This window comes from Psychrobacter sp. 78a-MNA-CIBAN-0178 (assembly GCF_040309625.1).
Classification (GTDB): domain Bacteria; phylum Pseudomonadota; class Gammaproteobacteria; order Pseudomonadales; family Moraxellaceae; genus Psychrobacter; species Psychrobacter okhotskensis.
This window is the reverse complement of the sequence record NZ_JBEOOZ010000003.1, coordinates 175218-194258: the sequence shown is the minus strand read 5'-3', so window position 1 is coordinate 194258 and position 19041 is coordinate 175218. Positions and strand designations below refer to the sequence as shown.

The window sequence follows — 19041 nt, the reverse complement described above, 5'->3', positions numbered from 1 at the left end:
TAAACATAAGCCTCTTTGATTACCATTTAAGCTTTATCGTTTTCATCACGACGGAGACCATCTTGCCATTTACTGTCCTTGGCTTCCTCGGCTCTTTCGGCTATTGTCTTGGTCGAGGTTAAGTCTGAATGATTAGGCAAATCAGAGTCTGCTTTATCAAGGCTATGATTGTAGCTCATACGCTGATTCAGAGTCGACTCGGCGTCACGATAACGAGGATCTAGCGCTTCTGCCTCTGGATTAGACTCATCAAAATCCGCTTGCCCGCGTATTTCTTCGACAGTATTTTGCTCATCTACCATTTTTACATCGCCATCACTTTCATAGCCGTGATCAGGATTGGCATCGCCCGTTTGCTCTTGAGTATCCGCCGCTGCAACCGTATTATTGGTCGCTGTGCCATTTCTTGCTTGGGCATCATTTTTTAGTTGCGCATAATCAGTCAGCTTGTGCACAGCATTTTCTAAGCTATGAGGGTTTTCACGCTCTTGTGCTACCTCAAGATGCTCATCGAACACATCTGTCAATAATGAATCGAAGCGTAGACCATTATATCTAATCAGTTGCTCCGCTTCTTCTTCAGTGATATCACCGCTTTGACTAGCATTGACCACATGATCTTCGAACGTCAAGCCTTCGAAGCTGTCTTTATGCTCCGCTTTTTTGAACTTCTGCCACAATGGTTCGACTTCAAGTAGCGTCTGATAAGCGTGCTCCATACGACCGCTGACATCATCAGGTAAGGTATTATAATAGACCATGGTTTTGAGGTAATCACGGAACGGGTTGGCTTCATGATCATCCATAAAGACATCACCCAGTTTGGTTTTTAACTCATCGCTCGCTGGGGTAAAGATACGACCACTTGGGAATGTCACAAAGCTCACAACACCAGCCGCCATACGATTCGGGAAGTTGGCAAAGAAAGAAACAAAGGCTTCTTGAATGGTATAGAGGCTATTCTGTAGCGCGACCTCGGCATGTAAACGTTCGGCTTCTGATTTGCTGCCATGCTCATAAAACTGCAAGATAGCCGTCGCAATGAATAAATGACCATGAATATCTGCCAAACGGCCAGAGAGCATCTCTTTGCGCTTCAAGTCACCTGCCAATAATCCTAATGCCATATCTGCTGTTAAGGCAAAGCTGGCACTTAAGCGGTTGATATGTTTGTAATAAGGGCGAGTAAAGTCATCGACAAAGCTTGGCGCATCGTTGCTACCACCGACATAACCTGCGATAAAGGCTTTTGCCCCGCGATTAAAGGTATAGCCTAAATGTTTAAAGAACAACGTATCAAATTCTTTGAGCGCCGATTCTTTGTCTTCGCTCTGTAGAAGTTGTAATTCGTCAAATAGATACGGGTGACAACGCATAGCCCCTTGACCAAATATCATCAATGAACGCGTCAATATGTTCGCGCCTTCTACGGTAATAGATACCGGAATGGACTGATAAGGAATGGCCAAAAAGTTACGTGGACCCATCTGCACAGCACGCCCACCAACGACATCCATACCATCATTGACCACACTACGCATGGTTTCTGTCGCATAGTATTTTGCCATTGCAGTCATTACTGATGGCGTACCACCTTGGTTAAGACCACAGGTAACTAAGTGGCGAAAGGCTTCTAGCATATAAGTATTACTGGCCATACGACTCGTAGCGTCTTGCACGCCTTCAAATTTACCGACTGAGATTTTGAACTGTTCACGAACCTTGGCAAACGCGCCAACAGACAGATAAGTCATCTCACTGGCTGAGGTAGATAACGCTGGTAAGGAGATACCGCGGCCCACACCCAAACATTCCATCAGCATGCGCCAACCGCGTCCAGCGTTTTCAACGCCACCGATGATGTAATCCAACGGGATAAAGACGTCTGTACCATCGACAGTACCATTCATAAATGGCGAGCCGATGGGGTTATGACGAGGTCCTGTGATGACCCCTTCGTGGCTGGCAGGAACCAACGCACAAGTAATGCCATAATCGGTCTTATTGGGGTCACCAAGCAAACCTTCAGGATCGTGCATTTTGAAGGCCAAGCCAACCACGGTAGCGATAGGGGCCAAGGTAATCCAACGCTTAGAAAAATTCATGCGCAAACCAAGCATTTGCTTGCCTTCGTGAGTTCCGTAGCACACCACACCAGTATCAGGAATCGCGCCAGCATCAGAACCTGCTTCGGGGCCAGTCAGACCAAAACAAGGCACTTCTTCGCCTTTGGCTAAACCGGGTAACCAACGCTGTTTTTGCGCATCCGTACCATAATGCATGAGCAGCTCACCAGGGCCGAGCGAGTTCGGGACCATACAGGTCACAGCAGCGGTCGGCGAACGTGAGGCGATTTTACTCATCACCCGACTTTGTGCATAAGAGGTAAATTCAAGACCTCCGTACTCTTTCGGAATGATTAATCCTAAGAAACCGTTTTCTTTAATGAATTTCCATGCTTTAGGAGACAGCTCTTTATCATCATGATGGATTTTCCATTCATCAATCATGGCGCACAGCGTCTCTACCTCATTATCGATAAAGCTTTGTTCTTCTGCAGAGAGCTGTGGATAGGGATAATTGGCAAAGGTATCCCAGTTCGGTGCACCCATAAACAGCTCTTTTTCCCACCAGCTAGTACCAGCATCTAGGGCTTCACGTTCCGTATCACTCATGCTAGGCATGGCACCCGCAAGTGCCTTGTAAACAGGCTTGGTCAGCAGTGACTGACGCAGAGGCGCGACAAGCAGCACCAGACACAATAGCAATATCGGTATGCCCAAAATGAGCGACCATGGACTGATAATAGCGGTCACGACCACAGCAATAATGGCGACTATACTACCAGTGACGCGCGATAAAGACAGCAAAAATATGGCCAAAACCGTGGCTAACTGTATGATTACTGCCAAAATAAATAAGCCAACTGCCATGACTGTCTCCTTGGTAAAACCTAACTGGAAAATGGGGTAAAACTCAGAAAAAAATTATATTGAGAAAGCATCTTATTTAAGATCAGGGGTTTAAATCAATTAACGGGAAATCAAAACCCTTTTAAAACAAACAATGTCATTAATTATATAACCATGCTATTAAAAACTAAAAACCTATTGGTAAACAAACTTATAAACGTCTATCACAACATCATTTCGACTCAAAGCACTGTTCTTGAGTCAAAAAAAAGTAGGATAAAACAAGCATTGCTGACCATTAGAAATATACGTTTGATGCTCTACAAAAACTAATGAATCAAAATATAAATAACTGAGCGAAAGTTAGCTACCAATATGAAATAGTTAATGATAACTATCAATAGCGAAAATGCTATTCTGTGTCGATAATATGTATCAACTACTAGGGCGTGTCCTCAATTCAAGCGATTGTATCTACATGGGCTAAAAATGGCTAAATTTTGCCAAACATCGTCAAATTGCTGATTAATATCCCGATATTATTTGCGCTATTTTCCTCGTTTGAGGGCAATTTATCTCATTTTTATGACCATTTTTAAAATGAGGACACGCCCTAGATATATCGTCAATAAACCAGCGCTATAATTGGTTTAACACAACTGGAGCTCCATTCTCAAAGCATTACGGTGTTAATCTCGCTTGAATGATGGCCTATAAATCTTTACTCGCCTTTTTTGTACCTGAATTATCTTGAACCGACTATAGAACTAATTATATTTTCGACTAACCGAAGGGCGCTAAGCAGCTTTCGGCATAAGATAATGTTTCATTACGTCCAACGATGATGTGGTCTACCAAGGATAAATCTATCAAATCACAGGCTTTTTTTAGCTCGTAGGTCAATAGGTTATCTGCCGTTGAAGGAGTCGCATCAGTATGCGGATGATTGTGCGCGACGATTAATTGACCAGCAGCGTGACTCAACGCGTGACGGAGTACGTGCTTGATACAGACCGAGCACGACGAGATGCCACCAGTAAACAGTATTTCAAAGTTTAGCAGATTTAGCGCATTGTCTAAGCAAAGGACGGCAAAGACTTCACGATGCTCACCGCGCAATTGGGTGCTGATATAGTCCTTGACGACTTGTGAGCGCCCAAGCGCTTGCCCTGTCTTTAGCTTACTGTCTAAATAACGCGTACCCATCTCAAGCGACGCCAGTATCTGTGCGTACTTGGCAGGACCGATACCATGACAAGCAAGCACGGTCTGTGCCGGCGCTGCCAATAGCTCGGCAAGACTACCGAACTCATCGATCAAATGACGCGCCAGCTCGATTGCCGACTGCGACTGGGTGCCAGTGCGTAAGAATATCGCTAATATTTCAGCATCCGTTAAGTGAGCGGCGCCAAATTTCAGCAGTTTTTCTCGAGGTCGATCATCTTCATGCCAGTCTTTAATCGCCATTGTCACTCCTTAATGGGGGATGAATGCTAGATATATGATATAAATGCGGAAAACCTTACCCAACTTATCTCATAATTGTTACTATAAGCGCAATTTTATCTTTCAACTTTTTTATTGATGCCACGCTTATGTCCAATATTGTGCTCGCTATCACCGGCGGTATCGCCGCTTATAAATCCGCTATCTTTGCCCGTCTGCTCATCAAGGCAGGCTTTGATGTGCGTGTCATTATGACCACAGGCGCACAGGCCTTTATCACACCGCTGACGCTGCAGGCTTTGACAGGTAATGAGGTGCATACCTCTTTGCTGGATGAGCAAGCCGAGGCGGGGATGGGTCATATTGAATTGGCCAAATGGGCGGACTTAATCGTCATTGCGCCAGCGTCTGCCAATACACTGGCGCGTCTGGCAATGGGCATGGCAGACGATCTGTTGACGACCGTGTGCCTAGCAACGACGGCACCAGTCATTATTGCTCCAGCGATGAACCAGCAAATGTGGGCGCATCCAGTGGTGAATCTGAACGTCCAAACCTTAAGTGATATGAATTACCAAATTATACAGCCCGCCAGTGGTGAACAAGCCTGCGGTGATGTGGGGGCAGGGCGATTGCCCGAACCTGAGCAGTTATTGGCTGAGGTGTTGTTATTTAATGCCATGCAAACCACGCCGCAATTATTGGCAGGTAAAAGAGTGGTGATTACTGCTGGACCAACTGTCGAAGCGATTGATCCGGTACGCTATTTGTCCAATCACTCTACCGGTAAAATGGGTTTTGCTTTAGCGCGTGCTTGCGTGGCCGCTGGTGCAGACGTGGTTTTGATTGCGGGTGGTAAAGTAGCACTGCCCACACCGCTTAATGTCACCCGTATTGATGTGTTGTCCGCGCAAGAGATGCTGATTGTCGCACAGCAATGTGTGGAAGGTACGCATAGTGCGCTACAGTATATCTCTGAAGATGAGCATGAGCATTCACACGAACACTCACACGAAGATCATCATGCTCATCACCACGGTGACTGTGATTGCGGCGATGAGCACGATGTTGATGCTATGGTTACCAATGATAGCGTGAGAGTCGCAGATGTCTTTATTTCGACGGCGGCGGTCGCTGATTATCGTACTGAAGAGGCTGCCCCGCAAAAGATTAAAAAAACCCAAGGTGCCATGACGCTGAGCTTGGTCAAAAATCCTGATATTTTAGCAACCATTTCGCTTGCCCATCCAGAGCTGTTTGTCGTCGGCTTTGCGGCAGAAACGCAAGATGTCGAGCGCTATGCTCGCGGTAAACTGATATCTAAAGATCTAGATTTGATTGCTTGTAATGACGTGTCGCGTGCAGATATTGGTTTTGCCAGTGATGACAATGCGATGCAAGTGTTTTTCTCTGAGCGCTATAAGAATGAAGCAGTAACGCTAGAGAAAGCAAGCAAAGATAAAATAGCTGAGCAGTTGGCCAGTATTATTGGTAAAGCTATCTGGCAGCGTCACAATGCACAAGACACGCCCTAGTTATGCTTTCGCTAATGTCGCTATTAGACACTAAATACTGATGGCAAATATGATAGATAGCGATAGCACCCAGACGTTATTGCTGATTGTGATTTTTGCGCTGGCATCATTGCTGCACGGGATTAGCGGTCTGGGTGTGACCTTGGTGACCACCACTGCGCTTGCCAGCATCTATCCGTTGCCACACGCCATTGTATTGGTGATATTCCCGTCATTATTGCTTAATGCAATGACTTGGCTGGCGGGTGGTGGTCGCACTATTTGGCAAAACTTTATCTATTACGGCAGGCGTTATTGGCTGCTCGCTTTAACTAGCCTGCTCGGTAGTATTTTGGGCGCGAAGCTCTTGCTATGGGTCGATAGCGCTTATATTTTATTGGTATTGGCGGCTGTCATTGGCTTTTATGTGATCAGTGCGCTACTCGGTAAGCAAATTCGGCTACCTGCTACCAAGCCTGTGCTGATTATCGTTGGACTGAGTGCTGGTATCATTGGCGGCGCGACCAATGCAATGTCGACCATATTGATGATGTATTTACTGTCTGCCAGCGATGATAAAAACACCGTCGCCAAAGTCGGCAACATGTGCTATTTCTTAGGAAAAATTGCCCAAATCATTGTATTGCGTGAGCCTATTATGGCGCTGAGTAGTGGTGAATGGCAGCTGATTACTTTGCTGAGTGTTTTATCTATTGTCGCGCTTTTAGTCGGTATCCGCCTGCGTCGTTACTTACCGCAAGCACGTTTTCGTCAGCTTATTTTATTAATTTTGACCGTACTTGGGCTGCGCGTGGGTTGGCAAGGAGTTACGGCATTTTTATCAATCTAAGCAGTTTGCGGTGTTAGTTAAGTTTTAGATTTTAGGTCAAAGGTATGCTTGGCATGTCGTCACTCATATTTGCGCTGGTGATTTAACGATTAAACAAATTCAGTAAGATGGTAGCGACGATGCTAATCACTATCATGGTAACGACCGGAAAATACACGCGTGTATTGCCTGATTTGTGTTTAATATCTCCTGGCATGTTGCCTATCCACGAAAACGCACTGGGAAACACCAGCCAAATGATTCCGATAACAATGAACACAGTGCCTATACCAATCAATATTTTTGCCATATAAAACCTCGCTAACTTTCTGACGTTTTTTCATTTTGTCTTAAGCATCGATATGCGACAAAGTCACTATTTAAACCGCCTTACCAAAATAAAGCTGCTGCGCCACTCGAAAAGTATTACAGTGCGCTTCAACCACATCTTCAATATCTTCTGAATAGCCACCACCCATGACGATGGCAACGGGGATGTTGGCGGCTTTTGCTTGACGTAACACATATTCATCACGCGCCTTACAACCTTCTATCGTCAGTCCAAGTTTTCCCAACTTATCGGTCGCCAGTACATCGACAGCAGACTGATAAAAGATCATATCTGGTGCAACGTCGCTAATTAAGCGCGGTAGCGTGTCCTCTAATATCTGTAAATACTCAGCATCACCAGTATCGTTGGCAAGTTCAATATCTAGGTCAGATAGTTCTTTGCGAAATGGATAGTTCTTGGCGCCATGCATACTAAACACAAAAACCCGTGGCTCATTTGCCATAATACTAGCATTGCCATTGCCCTGATGGACGTCTAAATCGACCACCAAAATCTTTTGCGCCTGTCCACGATTTAATAATAAATTACTCGCGATACAAACATCATTAAACACGCAAAAGCCCTCGCCATGATCGGCAAATGCATGGTGCGTACCGCCGGCGACATTCATCGCCACGCCATATTGCTGAGCATAAAGCGCACATTCATAAGTCGCATGGGCAATATGACGACCACGATCGACTAAAGCTTCAGTCATCTCAAAGCCGATAGGGCGTGCTTCCTTGCGCGGTAAGGTTTGGGTTTTAAGCTTATACCAATAGTCTGCCGTATGAGTGGTCAAAATCTCCTCTTCGCTTAATCGCGCAGGCGCAAAGAAATTATCGGTACTGATAGTGCCTTCAGCCAATAAGCGCTCAGGAATCATCGTATATTTTTGCATGGGAAAACGATGCTTGTCAGGTACGGAATAACGAAAGACGTCGGAGTAAGCAATTTTTAGCATAATGTTTAAGTGTGTCGGTATTTAAGAGGTGATAAGGTGTTTTTAGAAGGTTTTTTATTAAGCGTGATAAAGGGGTAGAAAATAGACGAATGACTGATTTATATTTTGCTAAACTCTTTAAGTTAAAAGGCTTTTTTAAGTTAATAGACTTTCTAAATTAAAGGGCTTTTGTAAGTTAAGAGATTTTCTTAAATAAACTACTTTTTAACTTAAGCATCTTTATTGGACAAACTGAGTCGGCAAAAAGAAGGTGCGTGAGTCGGATTGTTGACGCAGCTCTGTTAATAACGTTTGCATATCTTCAGCGGGATATTGGTTATTGAGTAAATCACTAAACAGCTCATTCGCTACCGTGGTCATGGCAATGACACTTTGTAGTAAATGTTCGATGATTTCGTCATTAATACCAATAGTTTCGACATCGATGGCATGCTTGTAGCGTATCTCGCCATCGTTGATATCCATTTCTAGATTGCCAATCAGCATGTCATAATTGATTTGAGTAATCAGTAACATCGCTGCACTTTGATGACTCTCTGGTATCAAAAATGGCAAAATTCCATAGACCGCTAGCAGCTTGTTTTTCTCTTGCACCCGAAATAGGTAGCCACAGTTCAGTTGTTTATGCCGCATTCTTAAGGATAAGTGATGCGATTGCTGACTGTCACTGCTTCTGGGTCGATAATAGGTATATTGCCACTGATTATTACTAAAGTACTGTTTTAGACAGTCGACGATGGACGTTTCATTGGTTTCTTGCTGCGATGCTTGCAAATTCGCTTGAGCTTGCGAGCGCTCGCTATCATGATTATTATCACGGTGACTGGTCAAACTGCCAGTAGAGTCAGCCGTATTTGCCTCATCGCTATTACGAGTATTGGCGCTCGAGATTCCTGCCTGCATCATATCAAGATCAATATCATCGTCAGCCGCTGCTGCCTGTGTTGGCATTTTTGCGCCATGGATAATAGACTGCGGTGCTGAAGCATTCAGTAGCCGTTTGAGTTTTTGCCACAAGCTGAGTTTATTACGTTGACTCATAGGTATTGTGTTGACATATAAATGGATGATATTGAAAAATGGCCGATAAGCAAAAACAGTCAGTTAGTTATTATTAAACACCAAACCCTCTTTGATAGTGGGCTGCGCATAAAATGCTTGCAACATCTCACCTATATGCGCTGCCAACCACGGACTTTCAAGCGCATCGTATACGATGGGCAGTAGGGCACTACTAAATTGCGTCATGGCTTGCTCATCTATATATAAACTCGCGGCCACCGTTGCCATGCTATCGCCATGATGGTTGGCATACCACGTATCGATACTGGCTGACACGAGGCTGTGCAGATAAGGCGACATACGCAGACGGTTGTAGCTCTGTTGAATACTGGCTTCAATATGATCGATACTACTATTGCCAGGCTCATCAGTTAAATAATTTTGCAGTTGGCTAATGGGCTGATCTTTGATTCTTGCCCAACCGCTTACTAGCAACCGAGCGACTTCGTCATTTGATAAGTGCTCTTGGGCATTGGCTTCTGCACGACGTGCTAAGTCTTTAATATTACGGTGCAAATACGTTTGCAGTTTTTCATCAAGGTTTCTATTGGTCGCCTTTTCAAAAGAGCTGCGCCCAAATTTCATCAGTTTACCAGCAGCGCCTGCTTTATCCAGCGTGGTTTCCATAAAGTCGTTGATCGCGTGATAGAGCGTTTGCGTCAGCAAATCTGCAAAAGTCTCGTTGCCGACTAGCGTATGAATCAAAACATTACGCTGCTGCTCATGGCTACCCACATAATCGGCTAAGGTCTGCACTTGAGTGTCATCTACCAGCTCAGACAACGGCACATTGTCATTGACCGGATGATAAATAATCGTATGCAAGATATCGCGAATATCTTTACGTATCACATCCGTCATCGGTTGGTTCAGGAGCCAGTCGTTGATCAGATGTTGCAAATCATCGGCGCTGACATATTTATTCAATGGCTGGGCAGCAAACCACTGCCAAGCCTCAATGCTTAGCGGTTCTGCTTGCGTGCGTAACCATTGCTGCATAAACGCAACTTGCGCGTCGACTAAGCTGTCTATTGTTAGCGCTGGCGTATCTAAGTTTTGGCTATCTTTTGAAGTCTGCATAGGTTTTGAGGTCATAGTTATCGACAATTTGTTATACTGTGTGGTTGGGGTAAGCATAAAGTATTATGCCACGAACATGATATTTGTTGGTGATGAATATTGACTGCTGCTTGATAAATAATAAGAGGTTTGAATGACAGCTCTGAATACCGCCTTACTTACGCTTGATGAGCTGACCGTTCAGCGCGGTGAAATCCCTCTATGTGAAGGCGTTGCGCTCGATTTACCTGCGGGCAGTATTTGTCACTTGATTGGTGCTAATGGCACAGGCAAAACGACGCTACTGATGCAGCTGGCTGGATTATTACCAGTGTTGGAAGGTCAAGTTTACTATCAAGGAACAGCCAGTTTACCGGTTCAGCCTTTATATGTGTCGCATCAGTTGGGCATACATCCAAATCTGACGGTCACGCAAAATCTGACTTTTTTGCTGAATTTATACGGCATTAGCCCAAGTGTTGCTGATATTGATGACGCTTTAGCTTGGGTTGGACTGCAAGGCTTTGAGACGATTAGCTCAAGCCATTTATCTGCTGGACAAACCCGCCGTATCACCCTTGCACGGCTTTACTTGTTGACCCCTGAGGTGACACCGTTATGGCTACTTGATGAGCCTTTTACTGCTCTTGATGTCGATATGGTGGCGCGGATGGAAGACAGATTACGCGAATTTTCTAATGCTGGCGGCGCTATATTAATGACCAGTCATCAGGCAGTCGGCGTGGCCAATCAAGTGCTCGATTTATCCGGTTATATGGTTTGAATGCTAGGGCGTGTCATCAGTATAAATGTGCCAAGCATCCGTAGAAGAGCGAATAAATGATAGAAACAGACAATCCAGTACAAGTAGCGAATAAAAGCTCAAACGTTAGTGCATCGGCTGCACGCGCTATCAGCTTTAGGCAGTTATGGCGGCGCGAGTGGCACGTGAAGCAGCAAGGAGCGGTACAATGGTTGTACCCTTTGGTACTGTTTTTAGTGATTATCACCTTGTTTCCGCTAGCCGTTGGTAGCGAACCTGCGCTGTTACAGCGTCTTGGGGTCTCAGCGGTGTGGATTGCTGCTCTATTGTCACTAGTAATGGGTGTTGATGGCTTATTTAAGCCCGCTCTTGATAATGGCACACTGGCGCAATTGGTTGTTGCCAAAGCGTCGCTGCCGTTATGGGTGCTCATCCGCCTAGTCATCCATTGGATTTTTAGTAGTGGCATTGTGGCAGCGCTTAGTTTACTTGCCGTGCCTTTGTTTCAGCTTAGCTGGTTTGAGGCGTGGATATTGATGGCGTCTATTTTGACCGGCAGTCCGATGCTCTTGATGCTGTCAGCAGTGGCAAGTAGTTTGACGCTGTCATTGAAGAATGGTGCAGTGCTAGTGCCTTTGATCGCCTTACCAATGCAATTGCCGGTGTTGATTTTTGCCACAGGAGCAGTGGATTTATTTGCCACTGGTTTGAATGGCTTACCGATACTGGCATTATTATTGGCAGGTAGTATTATTTCAGTGTTGGTGATGCCATGGGTGATTGCGATGACCTTAAAAATGTCATGGCTCAATTAAACAGTAGACTTTCTGTACTATCAACACCCAGTCGTTTAAACCCAATGTATTAACAGCATGTTGAAAACTGGCAACTTTGCTATAATAGCCAGCTAACTAAGTAAACAATCACTCGTAGATTCTATCCAGTGTTTAACGCCGGCAGGTTGACAGGTAGTCGCGCCCATGATGCGCTATATCGGTTACAACCAATACGCTGTGCCAATAGGTTTATTCCCATGCCCAACCTGAATAACATCTCATCTCCTAGCCTGTGGCAGCGCATCTGGCAGGGCTTTTTGACCACTGTGGGTACCAAGCAGTTTTTTCGCATTTTTTCGCCTTGGGTCAAGTGGCTGGCAATATTAGCCACTATTTGTCTTGTGATCGGTAGCGTCTGGGGTCTCGCTTTTGCGCCACCTGATTACCTGCAAGGTAATAGCTACCGCATTATCTTTATTCACGTGCCTGCTGCTAGCATTGCCATTTCTATTTATTTTGCCTTAGCAGTGCTCGGGGTCATTTTTTTGGTTTGGAAAATTAAGACTGCCAGTCTTGTGGCGCAGGCGCTTGCTCCGCTAGGATTTTTGCTCTGTGTGATTAGCTTGATTACGGGTTCTATTTGGGCAAAACCGACGTGGGGCACTTACTGGGTTTGGGATGCGCGTTTGACCTCTATGCTCATTTTGGCATTTTTGTATGCGGGCGTCATGGCCCTGTTTGCCGCGTTTGAGCATACTGCCAATCGTGGTAAAGCTGCCGCTATTTTGTCTATTGTTGGCGCAGTAAACTTGCCTATTATTAAGTATTCGGTACAGTGGTGGAACACCTTGCATCAAGGCTCGACCTTTACTTTAACCGCCGCGCCCAAAATGTCTGCAGATATGTGGATGCCATTATTACTAATGATTGTCGGTAGTTATTTATTGGTCGCGACGTTAGCGATTTATCGTACCAATACGCTTATCTTGTATCGTGATCAAGGCAAAGCGTGGGTCAAAGAGTATATTCGCGGGCAAGCCAAATGACGGCAATGACTGTCGTCAAAACAAATAACGGCTAGGAAAATATTATGCAGCCTTACTTTTATAGCGTATCTGAGTTTCTCGCCATGGGTAAGCATGGTGTTTTTGTCTGGTCGTGCTGGGCCATTACCGTTGGCATGATGCTGGCTTTTGTTATTTATAGTCGCAGGCAACGACAGGCTTTAATCAAGCAGCTGACTATTCAGCAAGCGCGGCAAGCACAGCGTACGGCTAAAACTCCTAATTCTAAAACTAAGCAACCGATGTAAAAAATATTTTAATATCATAACTTTAGCTCACAAAATTATGATCTCTCAATTGTAAAGATATGACCCCGTCAGTTGCTAGGGGCTTATTGATTTATGCGAAAAATGCTACCATATAGCCATTAGAAGAGTACGATTAGAAAGACATTTTTAGAACGTTTTTCTAATGGTAGTTTCTTTAATATTTTCTGTTTTATAGACTGTCTATATTCTACAAAACAGCGACTCATCAATGAGGTAGTGGTATGAACGCAGTTCGTCGCAAAAAACTGATGTGGGTTATGTTTACGCTTGCAGGGGCAGCGATAGCCGTGGTGTTGGTTATTTATGCTATTGGGCAACAGACTGATTACTACTTTGATGCTACCGCGATTGCGCAAGGTGAGGCACCGCAAGACAAGCGTATTCGTGCTGGTGGTATGGTAGTCGCGGGTAGTGTTCAACGCGCCGAAGACAATCCATTGAACGTTGAGTTTGCCATCACGGATTTTCAATCGACCGTACCTGTGACCTATCAAGGTATTTTGCCAGATTTATTTGCTGAAAACTCAGGTGTCGTCGCTACCGGTAAGATGCAAGGCGACATCTTTGTGGCTGGTGAAGTATTGGCCAAGCATGATGAAAACTATATGCCGCCAGAGGTGGCCAAATCGATGAAAGAAAACAATCGGAGCGTCGCAGTGCCTTCTTCTGAGCAATATAACCCTGCTGAGCCGATACATGAAACCAAAACGCTTCAACAATAGTGGTTGCGAATACCAATAAAAAAACCACCGACTTGCTCGGTGGCTTTTTTTGTTTAGTAAATTATTAATTGATTAAGTATATAACGATTTTACGTCAATCAATCATCCCACTCAGGTGAATAATCAGGATGTTCGATTTTACGTCCATCACTACTGGCAAGTTTGCCAATTTTCTCTAGTTCCTCTGCACTCAAATGCACCTTCATTGCATCCAAGTTACCTTGTAAGTGGTCAGGATTAGACGTCTTTGGAATAGCAACGCGGTGCTTGTCTGACAGAATCCAAGCCAACGATACTTGTGCAGGCGTGATGTTATGCTTATCAGCGATTTCTTTGATAACCTCATTGTCAAACACATCACCGCGTGCAAGTGGCGAATAAGCTTCAAGTAGAATATGGTGATTGTTCAAAAAAGTTTGCAAGGTTTTTTGCTTAATAAAGGGATGAAACTCAACCTGATTGACCACAATCGGCACATCTGCATATTTCTTGGCTTCAATGATATTGGCAATATTAAAATTAGAAACCCCGATATGGCGCGTCAAACCTTGCTTTTGCAACTCGCATAGTGCTGGAATTGTCTCAGATAGTGGTACGCGGTCGTCAGGCCAATGCAAGAGTAGCAGATCCACATAATCGGTATCTAAATTCTCTAATGAGCGTTTTGCTGCTGCCATGAGTTTCTCTGGCTCAAACTTCATATCATCAGGGAAAATCTTTGTGGTCAAAAAGAATTTATCACGAGCGACGCCTGATTGCTTAATACCTTGGCCAACCTCGAATTCATTACCGTAAGCTTGGGCGGTATCGATATGTTCGTAGCCCATCTTAAGACCTTGGCTAACGACATCGATACAGTCTTGCCCCGTTGACTGCCAAGTGCCCAGTCCTAATACTGGAATGTTGGCTTGTCCTGCGGTACGAATATTATACTTTTTAGCATGCATATTATTATCCTTGTTATTTGTGTGATTTGTTAATAGAGGACTTATCAAGAGAGCGATTACTCATGAATATTATTGTCTCGACCTCTATACAGCCCAACCACTATAGAAAAAAGCAGGCTGAAGTGAAAGGGCGAGTGACGGTTTCCTACAAAGGACAAACAGGCTGTAACGTCATTTTAGAGATGGTTAGGTGTTTATGGACGGAATTATTAATAAAGGAAGATTACCTAATCTTCTGAACACTTCATTCAACTAGGAGAGGATGTGGCTATTTTTTCAGAAATCACTCATTCAAAAGACGGTCTGGCAAAAACCAATAGCACCGGACAAAATCCTCTTTCTTGGTTTATCTTTGGTCTCATGGCCAGTGTTACTTTTATCGGTATTCTCTCAGAGCTGATGCCTTCCGGTATTTTGCCGCAAATGACAGCAGGTCTTGGTATCGAACAGACCCAAGTCGGATTCTTGGTCGGTATCTATGCGCTCGCATCAGCGATTTTTGCCATTCCACTCATCAGTATGACGCTGTGGGTCAATCGAAAGATTCTCCTTATGGCTTTATTGACAGGTTTTGCTGTCTCTAATATCGTCGTCGGCCTCACTTCTTCTTATTCTCTCATCGTGGTCATGCGTATTTTGGGTGGTATCTGTGCCGGTATTATGTGGCCAATGATTGCAGCCTACGGTACTGCATTGGTGCCCGAGAATATGCAGGGTAAGGCGATTACTATTATTATGGCAGGTAATACTTTTGGTGTGAGTTTGGGTCTGCCAGTGATGACTTTTATTGGGACGCAAGTAGGTTGGCGCACCTCCTTTATCGTACTTGGTGTACTAGGTGGGGTCATTGCACTATTGGCGATGAAATTCTTACCATCCGTAAAAGGTGAAAAGCTGACGCAAAGCAATTCGCCAATAGCGGTGCTAAAAATATCTGGGGTCTGGATAGTCTTAGCCCTGACTTTCTTGGCAGTCGTCGCGCATTACAGTACCTACACCTATATTACGCTACTGGTCGAAACCATAGAGTTTGTCGGTGGTATCAGCTTAGCGCTGTTGATTTTTGGCATTGGTTCTGTCGTCTCAGTCATACTATCTGCCAAGATTATTGACACCCATCTGCGCGGTTTGATCGTTAGTATGCTGGCTTGTGGTGCTATGACGATGCTGCTGTTTTTCTTCTTTGGCGGGACTAATGGGTTTGCGCATTTTGCCTTTTTACTGTGGGGCTTAGCATTCGGACCTTTGGTCACGATGTTTCAAACAGCCGTTAGCCATCAGGTCACCGAGGCAAAAGCTATCGCCACGTCAGTACAATCTAGTGTGTTTAACTTTTCAATTATGATTGCGACATGGTTGGCGGGTTTGATTTTGGTGCACCTGCCAGAGACAGGTGTTTTCGGCATTGTATATCTGTCTATTCTTTGTTTTGTTCCGGCCATTATTATTACGGTAATCTCTAAAAAAACCTTAGATACGCCTACTTTCCACTGACTATAGAATGCAGACCATAAAAGATGCCCATTACTTATAAGTAATGGGCATCTTTGTATTTATATTTCGGCTTGTTAGCGCTATTCGTTGATATGAATGAATACTCTTTAAATATCTAAAAATTTAATGACTAAGTTATCAACTATTAGTCTATCAATTACTAAGCTATCAACTATTGAGCAGCTGCTTCGGTAGTAGGTGCTGTCGTGGTAGCGACGGCCTTATCGGTAGCCGCATTTTCACCCCAAATTTTTGGGTACTTGTAACCTGGGAAGCTATCATGCGCATACTTTTTAAAGGCTTCTGAGTTATAAGCAGCCGTCACGTCTTCGACCCATTTTTTGCCTACATCTGCAGATTTAACCGCTGACCAGTTGACATAAGCAAAGCTTGGCTCTTGGAACAGCGCTTCGGTCAGTTTAATACCAGAATCAGTGGCATAGTTACCATTAATCACTGCAAAGTCGACTTCATCGCGGGCACGGGGTAACTGCGCCGCTTCCAATTCGATAATGTCGATATTATATTTACTATTATCGGCGATATCTTTCTTCGAAGCGGTTAGCGGATCGATATTATCTTTAAGCGTAATCCAACCGAGATCATCCATCATCACCAATGCACGAGCAAAGTTACTCGGGTCATTCGGTGCGGAGACACTCATTCCTTTATATACTTCCTTTAGATCGGTTTTTTTGCCTGAATAAATACCTAATGGTGCTGTTGGTACTTGAAAGACTTCGACTATATCAAGATTTTTTTCAGTTTTAAAGGTATCCAAATAAGGCTTATGCTGAAAGATATTGATATCTAAGTCACCATCAGCTAGCGCTATATTAGGACGGACATAGTCGGTAAATGTAATGAGCTCGACTTCATAGCCTTGCGCTTCTAATGAGCCTTTGACTTGGTTACGTACCATATCAGCAAAATCACCTTCGGTCGTACCGATGACGATTTTGGTATGGTCAGGATCGATATCATTAGCAGCTGTGCCAGAAGCCGTGCCTTCAGTGATAGGGGCTTCTTTCGTTGCTTCTGGTGCTGACGAATTATTACAGCCTACTAAGACTAAACCTGATACCCCAACGGTTGCTAACGCAAGCGCTAATTGGCGGCTGATATCTGTTAATTTCATAAGTTTTCCTTGATAGTAAACAATGGTAGTAATGAATAGCAGTGACATAGTCGATAATTGATAATTGATAATCGATAAGTAGCTAGGTATGAGAGCTAGCGCTTGTCTAAGCGGGCAGCAAGTAAATTACCCAAGGCTTGAATAGCAATAACCATAATAGATAAAGCGATAACAATGAAAATAATGACTTCGTTGCGAGAGCGATAATAACCATAGCGAATGGCTAAATCACCAAGACCACCACCACCAATCATACCGGCCGCTGCTGAAAAAGATAGTAAACTAATAGCCAATATCGTTACGGACAATACCAAACCAGAACGCGATTCATTCAAGAGGACTTTAATAATCGTCAAGGGACGAGCACCCATAGATTCAGTTGCTTCAATAATGCCCTGCGGTACTTCGCGTAGATTCTGTTCTACCAAGCGCGCAAAATAAAATGAGCCTGCAATGGCCAATACTAACGAAGCAGCAATCGGTCCAATTCCAGTACCAACAATCGCCTTGGTCAGGGGAGTCATGGCGATCATCAGAATGACAAAAGGGAAAGCGCGTATAAAGTTGGTCGTGCCCCCTAATAACGCATACAGTGGTCTATTGCTTAAGAACTGCTTATCACTAGAAAGAAAAAGAAAAATGCCAAAAAAACCGCCGATAATAATGGCAGCAGTGGTAGAAATACCTAACATAATAAAAGTATCTATGGTAGCTTGCCAAACTTCTGCACGCATATCCCAAAGGCTTGCAAAAGCAGTCTCTAGAGTCAGGGGAGTTGTTGCCATTATTGTTCCTTTACACTAACCATTATGGTTTCTTAATACTAATAAATAGTGCCTTAGTCTTCGTAAACTAAACCTTTACCAATAGCGGTAACCGCTTGAATAGAACCGTCCGTAATATCTGCCACTTCGAGCAATTGCCCTTGGTGTAATAGCGCCGCACGATGGCACAGCCTACGAATGACGCTCATCTCATGAGTCACGATGACAATAGTGACGCCGAGTTGCTCATTAATATCACGTAGACAAGTCAGCAGACTTCGCGTCGTCGCTGGATCAAGGGCGCTGGTCGGCTCATCAGCCAATAATACTTTGGGGCTGGGCGCAATCGCGCGGGCGATACCAACACGCTGTTTTTGTCCGCCCGACAGCTGCGCCGGATAGTGACCAGCGCGATCGGTTAAGTCTACAATCTCAAGACAATCCATCACTCGCTTGTGAATATCGCGACGCGGATAGCCAGAAACCATCAAGTTAAATGCGACGTTATCAAAGACGGTGCGATTGGACATGAGGTTAAATTGCTGAAAAATCATACCAATGTTGTGACGAGCGATACGCAAATCACTGGCAGACAAGGTGGTCAAATCCGTCCCATCTATCACCACTTGACCTGAATCTGGGCGTTCGAGCAAATTAATTAAGCGCAAAAGGGTCGATTTCCCAGCACCTGAATAACCCATCAAACCAAAAATCTCACCTTGCTGAACAGACAACGAGGTCGGTTCGACAGCGGTAAACCAATGCGGCTTGCCGTCTTTGTCTTTGATTGATCGGTCGCTTAAAAAACTTTTGGTCACATCGTTTAAGACAATCATGTCACTCATGGAGGGCTCAAAATTCAATAGGTTTATGAGGGTTATAGAAAAATTAGACTGCAGTGTACCTATGGCAGCGCAAAATCGGATATTTGCTAGCATTAACAATGGTAATAAGGGGCAGTAATATAGCATATTATGCAATGTTTTG

Annotated in this window: 18 protein-coding genes; 8 read left to right on the top strand and 10 right to left on the bottom strand. The window is 44.3% G+C overall.

Features of this window, described 5'->3' with window-relative positions:
• Positions 1-26 precede the first annotated feature (26 nt).
• Entirely contained in the window at positions 27-2933 is a 2907-nt protein-coding gene (locus AAEY80_RS03855) for an acyl-CoA dehydrogenase (protein ID WP_350587914.1), read from the bottom strand.
• Between the two features lie 762 nt (positions 2934-3695).
• A complete protein-coding gene (radC, locus tag AAEY80_RS03850) occupies positions 3696-4379 on the bottom strand; it encodes a RadC family protein (RefSeq protein WP_025652310.1) in 684 nt (227 codons plus the stop codon).
• Between the two features lie 128 nt (positions 4380-4507).
• Here radC and coaBC point away from each other — a divergent pair, with 128 nt between their 5' ends.
• Both coaBC and AAEY80_RS03840 read left to right on the top strand, forming a co-directional pair.
• A complete protein-coding gene (gene coaBC, locus AAEY80_RS03845; protein ID WP_201565522.1) occupies positions 4508-5893 on the top strand; it encodes a bifunctional phosphopantothenoylcysteine decarboxylase/phosphopantothenate--cysteine ligase CoaBC in 1386 nt (461 codons plus the stop codon).
• Between the two features lie 40 nt (positions 5894-5933).
• Positions 5934-6722, top strand: coding sequence for a sulfite exporter TauE/SafE family protein (locus AAEY80_RS03840; RefSeq protein WP_101212235.1), 789 nt, complete (start codon positions 5934-5936; stop codon positions 6720-6722).
• An 82-nt stretch (positions 6723-6804) separates the two neighbouring features.
• Here the strand turns inward: AAEY80_RS03840 and AAEY80_RS03835 are convergent, their stop codons facing one another.
• The 4 genes from AAEY80_RS03835 to AAEY80_RS03820 all read right to left on the bottom strand — a co-directional run bounded on the left by AAEY80_RS03835 (position 6805) and on the right by AAEY80_RS03820 (position 10138).
• Positions 6805-7011 (bottom strand): DUF2905 domain-containing protein, encoded by a 207-nt coding sequence (locus tag AAEY80_RS03835; RefSeq protein WP_025652313.1) that lies wholly within the window; start codon positions 7009-7011, stop codon positions 6805-6807.
• 70 nt (positions 7012-7081) lie between these two features.
• Entirely contained in the window at positions 7082-7996 is a 915-nt protein-coding gene (locus AAEY80_RS03830; protein ID WP_101212236.1) for a histone deacetylase family protein, read from the bottom strand.
• Positions 7997-8215: 219 nt separating this feature from the next.
• The gene (locus AAEY80_RS03825; protein WP_201565519.1) at positions 8216-9037 is read right to left on the bottom strand and encodes a YbjN domain-containing protein; all 822 of its coding nucleotides are present in this window, start codon (positions 9035-9037) and stop codon (positions 8216-8218) included.
• A 63-nt stretch (positions 9038-9100) separates the two neighbouring features.
• On the bottom strand, positions 9101-10138 hold the full coding sequence (locus AAEY80_RS03820) for a hypothetical protein (RefSeq protein ID WP_227692006.1): 1038 nt from the start codon (positions 10136-10138) through the stop codon (positions 9101-9103).
• A gap of 133 nt (positions 10139-10271) precedes the next feature.
• Between AAEY80_RS03820 and ccmA the strand changes: the two genes are divergently transcribed.
• The 5 genes from ccmA to ccmE all read left to right on the top strand — a co-directional run bounded on the left by ccmA (position 10272) and on the right by ccmE (position 13711).
• Complete coding sequence (ccmA, locus tag AAEY80_RS03815) at positions 10272-10901, top strand: heme ABC exporter ATP-binding protein CcmA (protein ID WP_201565517.1); 630 nt, start codon at positions 10272-10274, stop codon at positions 10899-10901.
• 56 nt (positions 10902-10957) lie between these two features.
• Positions 10958-11695 carry a heme exporter protein CcmB gene (locus tag AAEY80_RS03810; RefSeq protein WP_227674779.1) on the top strand — a complete coding sequence of 246 codons (738 nt, stop codon included), beginning with the start codon at positions 10958-10960 and terminating at the stop codon, positions 11693-11695.
• 218 nt (positions 11696-11913) lie between these two features.
• Positions 11914-12702 (top strand): heme ABC transporter permease CcmC, encoded by a 789-nt coding sequence (gene ccmC, locus AAEY80_RS03805; protein WP_025652319.1) that lies wholly within the window; start codon positions 11914-11916, stop codon positions 12700-12702.
• Between the two features lie 44 nt (positions 12703-12746).
• On the top strand, positions 12747-12968 hold the full coding sequence (ccmD, locus tag AAEY80_RS03800; protein WP_025652320.1) for a heme exporter protein CcmD: 222 nt from the start codon (positions 12747-12749) through the stop codon (positions 12966-12968).
• Between the two features lie 242 nt (positions 12969-13210).
• On the top strand, positions 13211-13711 hold the full coding sequence (gene ccmE / locus AAEY80_RS03795) for a cytochrome c maturation protein CcmE (protein ID WP_025652321.1): 501 nt from the start codon (positions 13211-13213) through the stop codon (positions 13709-13711).
• A gap of 98 nt (positions 13712-13809) precedes the next feature.
• Here the strand turns inward: ccmE and AAEY80_RS03790 are convergent, their stop codons facing one another.
• Positions 13810-14658 (bottom strand): aldo/keto reductase, encoded by an 849-nt coding sequence (locus AAEY80_RS03790; RefSeq protein WP_025652322.1) that lies wholly within the window; start codon positions 14656-14658, stop codon positions 13810-13812.
• A 264-nt stretch (positions 14659-14922) separates the two neighbouring features.
• Between AAEY80_RS03790 and AAEY80_RS03785 the strand changes: the two genes are divergently transcribed.
• Positions 14923-16152 carry an MFS transporter gene (locus AAEY80_RS03785; RefSeq protein WP_350587912.1) on the top strand — a complete coding sequence of 410 codons (1230 nt, stop codon included), beginning with the start codon at positions 14923-14925 and terminating at the stop codon, positions 16150-16152.
• Positions 16153-16324: 172 nt separating this feature from the next.
• On the opposite strand, the gene AAEY80_RS03780 is transcribed toward AAEY80_RS03785, so the two are convergent.
• The 3 genes from AAEY80_RS03780 to AAEY80_RS03770 form a co-directional block, all read right to left on the bottom strand.
• Positions 16325-17290, bottom strand: a complete 966-nt coding sequence (locus tag AAEY80_RS03780) for a MetQ/NlpA family ABC transporter substrate-binding protein (RefSeq protein ID WP_350587911.1) — start codon at positions 17288-17290, stop codon at positions 16325-16327.
• A gap of 95 nt (positions 17291-17385) precedes the next feature.
• Positions 17386-18075, bottom strand: a complete 690-nt coding sequence (locus tag AAEY80_RS03775) for a methionine ABC transporter permease (RefSeq protein WP_173238775.1) — start codon at positions 18073-18075, stop codon at positions 17386-17388.
• A gap of 53 nt (positions 18076-18128) precedes the next feature.
• Positions 18129-18899 carry a methionine ABC transporter ATP-binding protein gene (locus AAEY80_RS03770; protein ID WP_173238776.1) on the bottom strand — a complete coding sequence of 257 codons (771 nt, stop codon included), beginning with the start codon at positions 18897-18899 and terminating at the stop codon, positions 18129-18131.
• Positions 18900-19041: the final 142 nt, after the last annotated feature.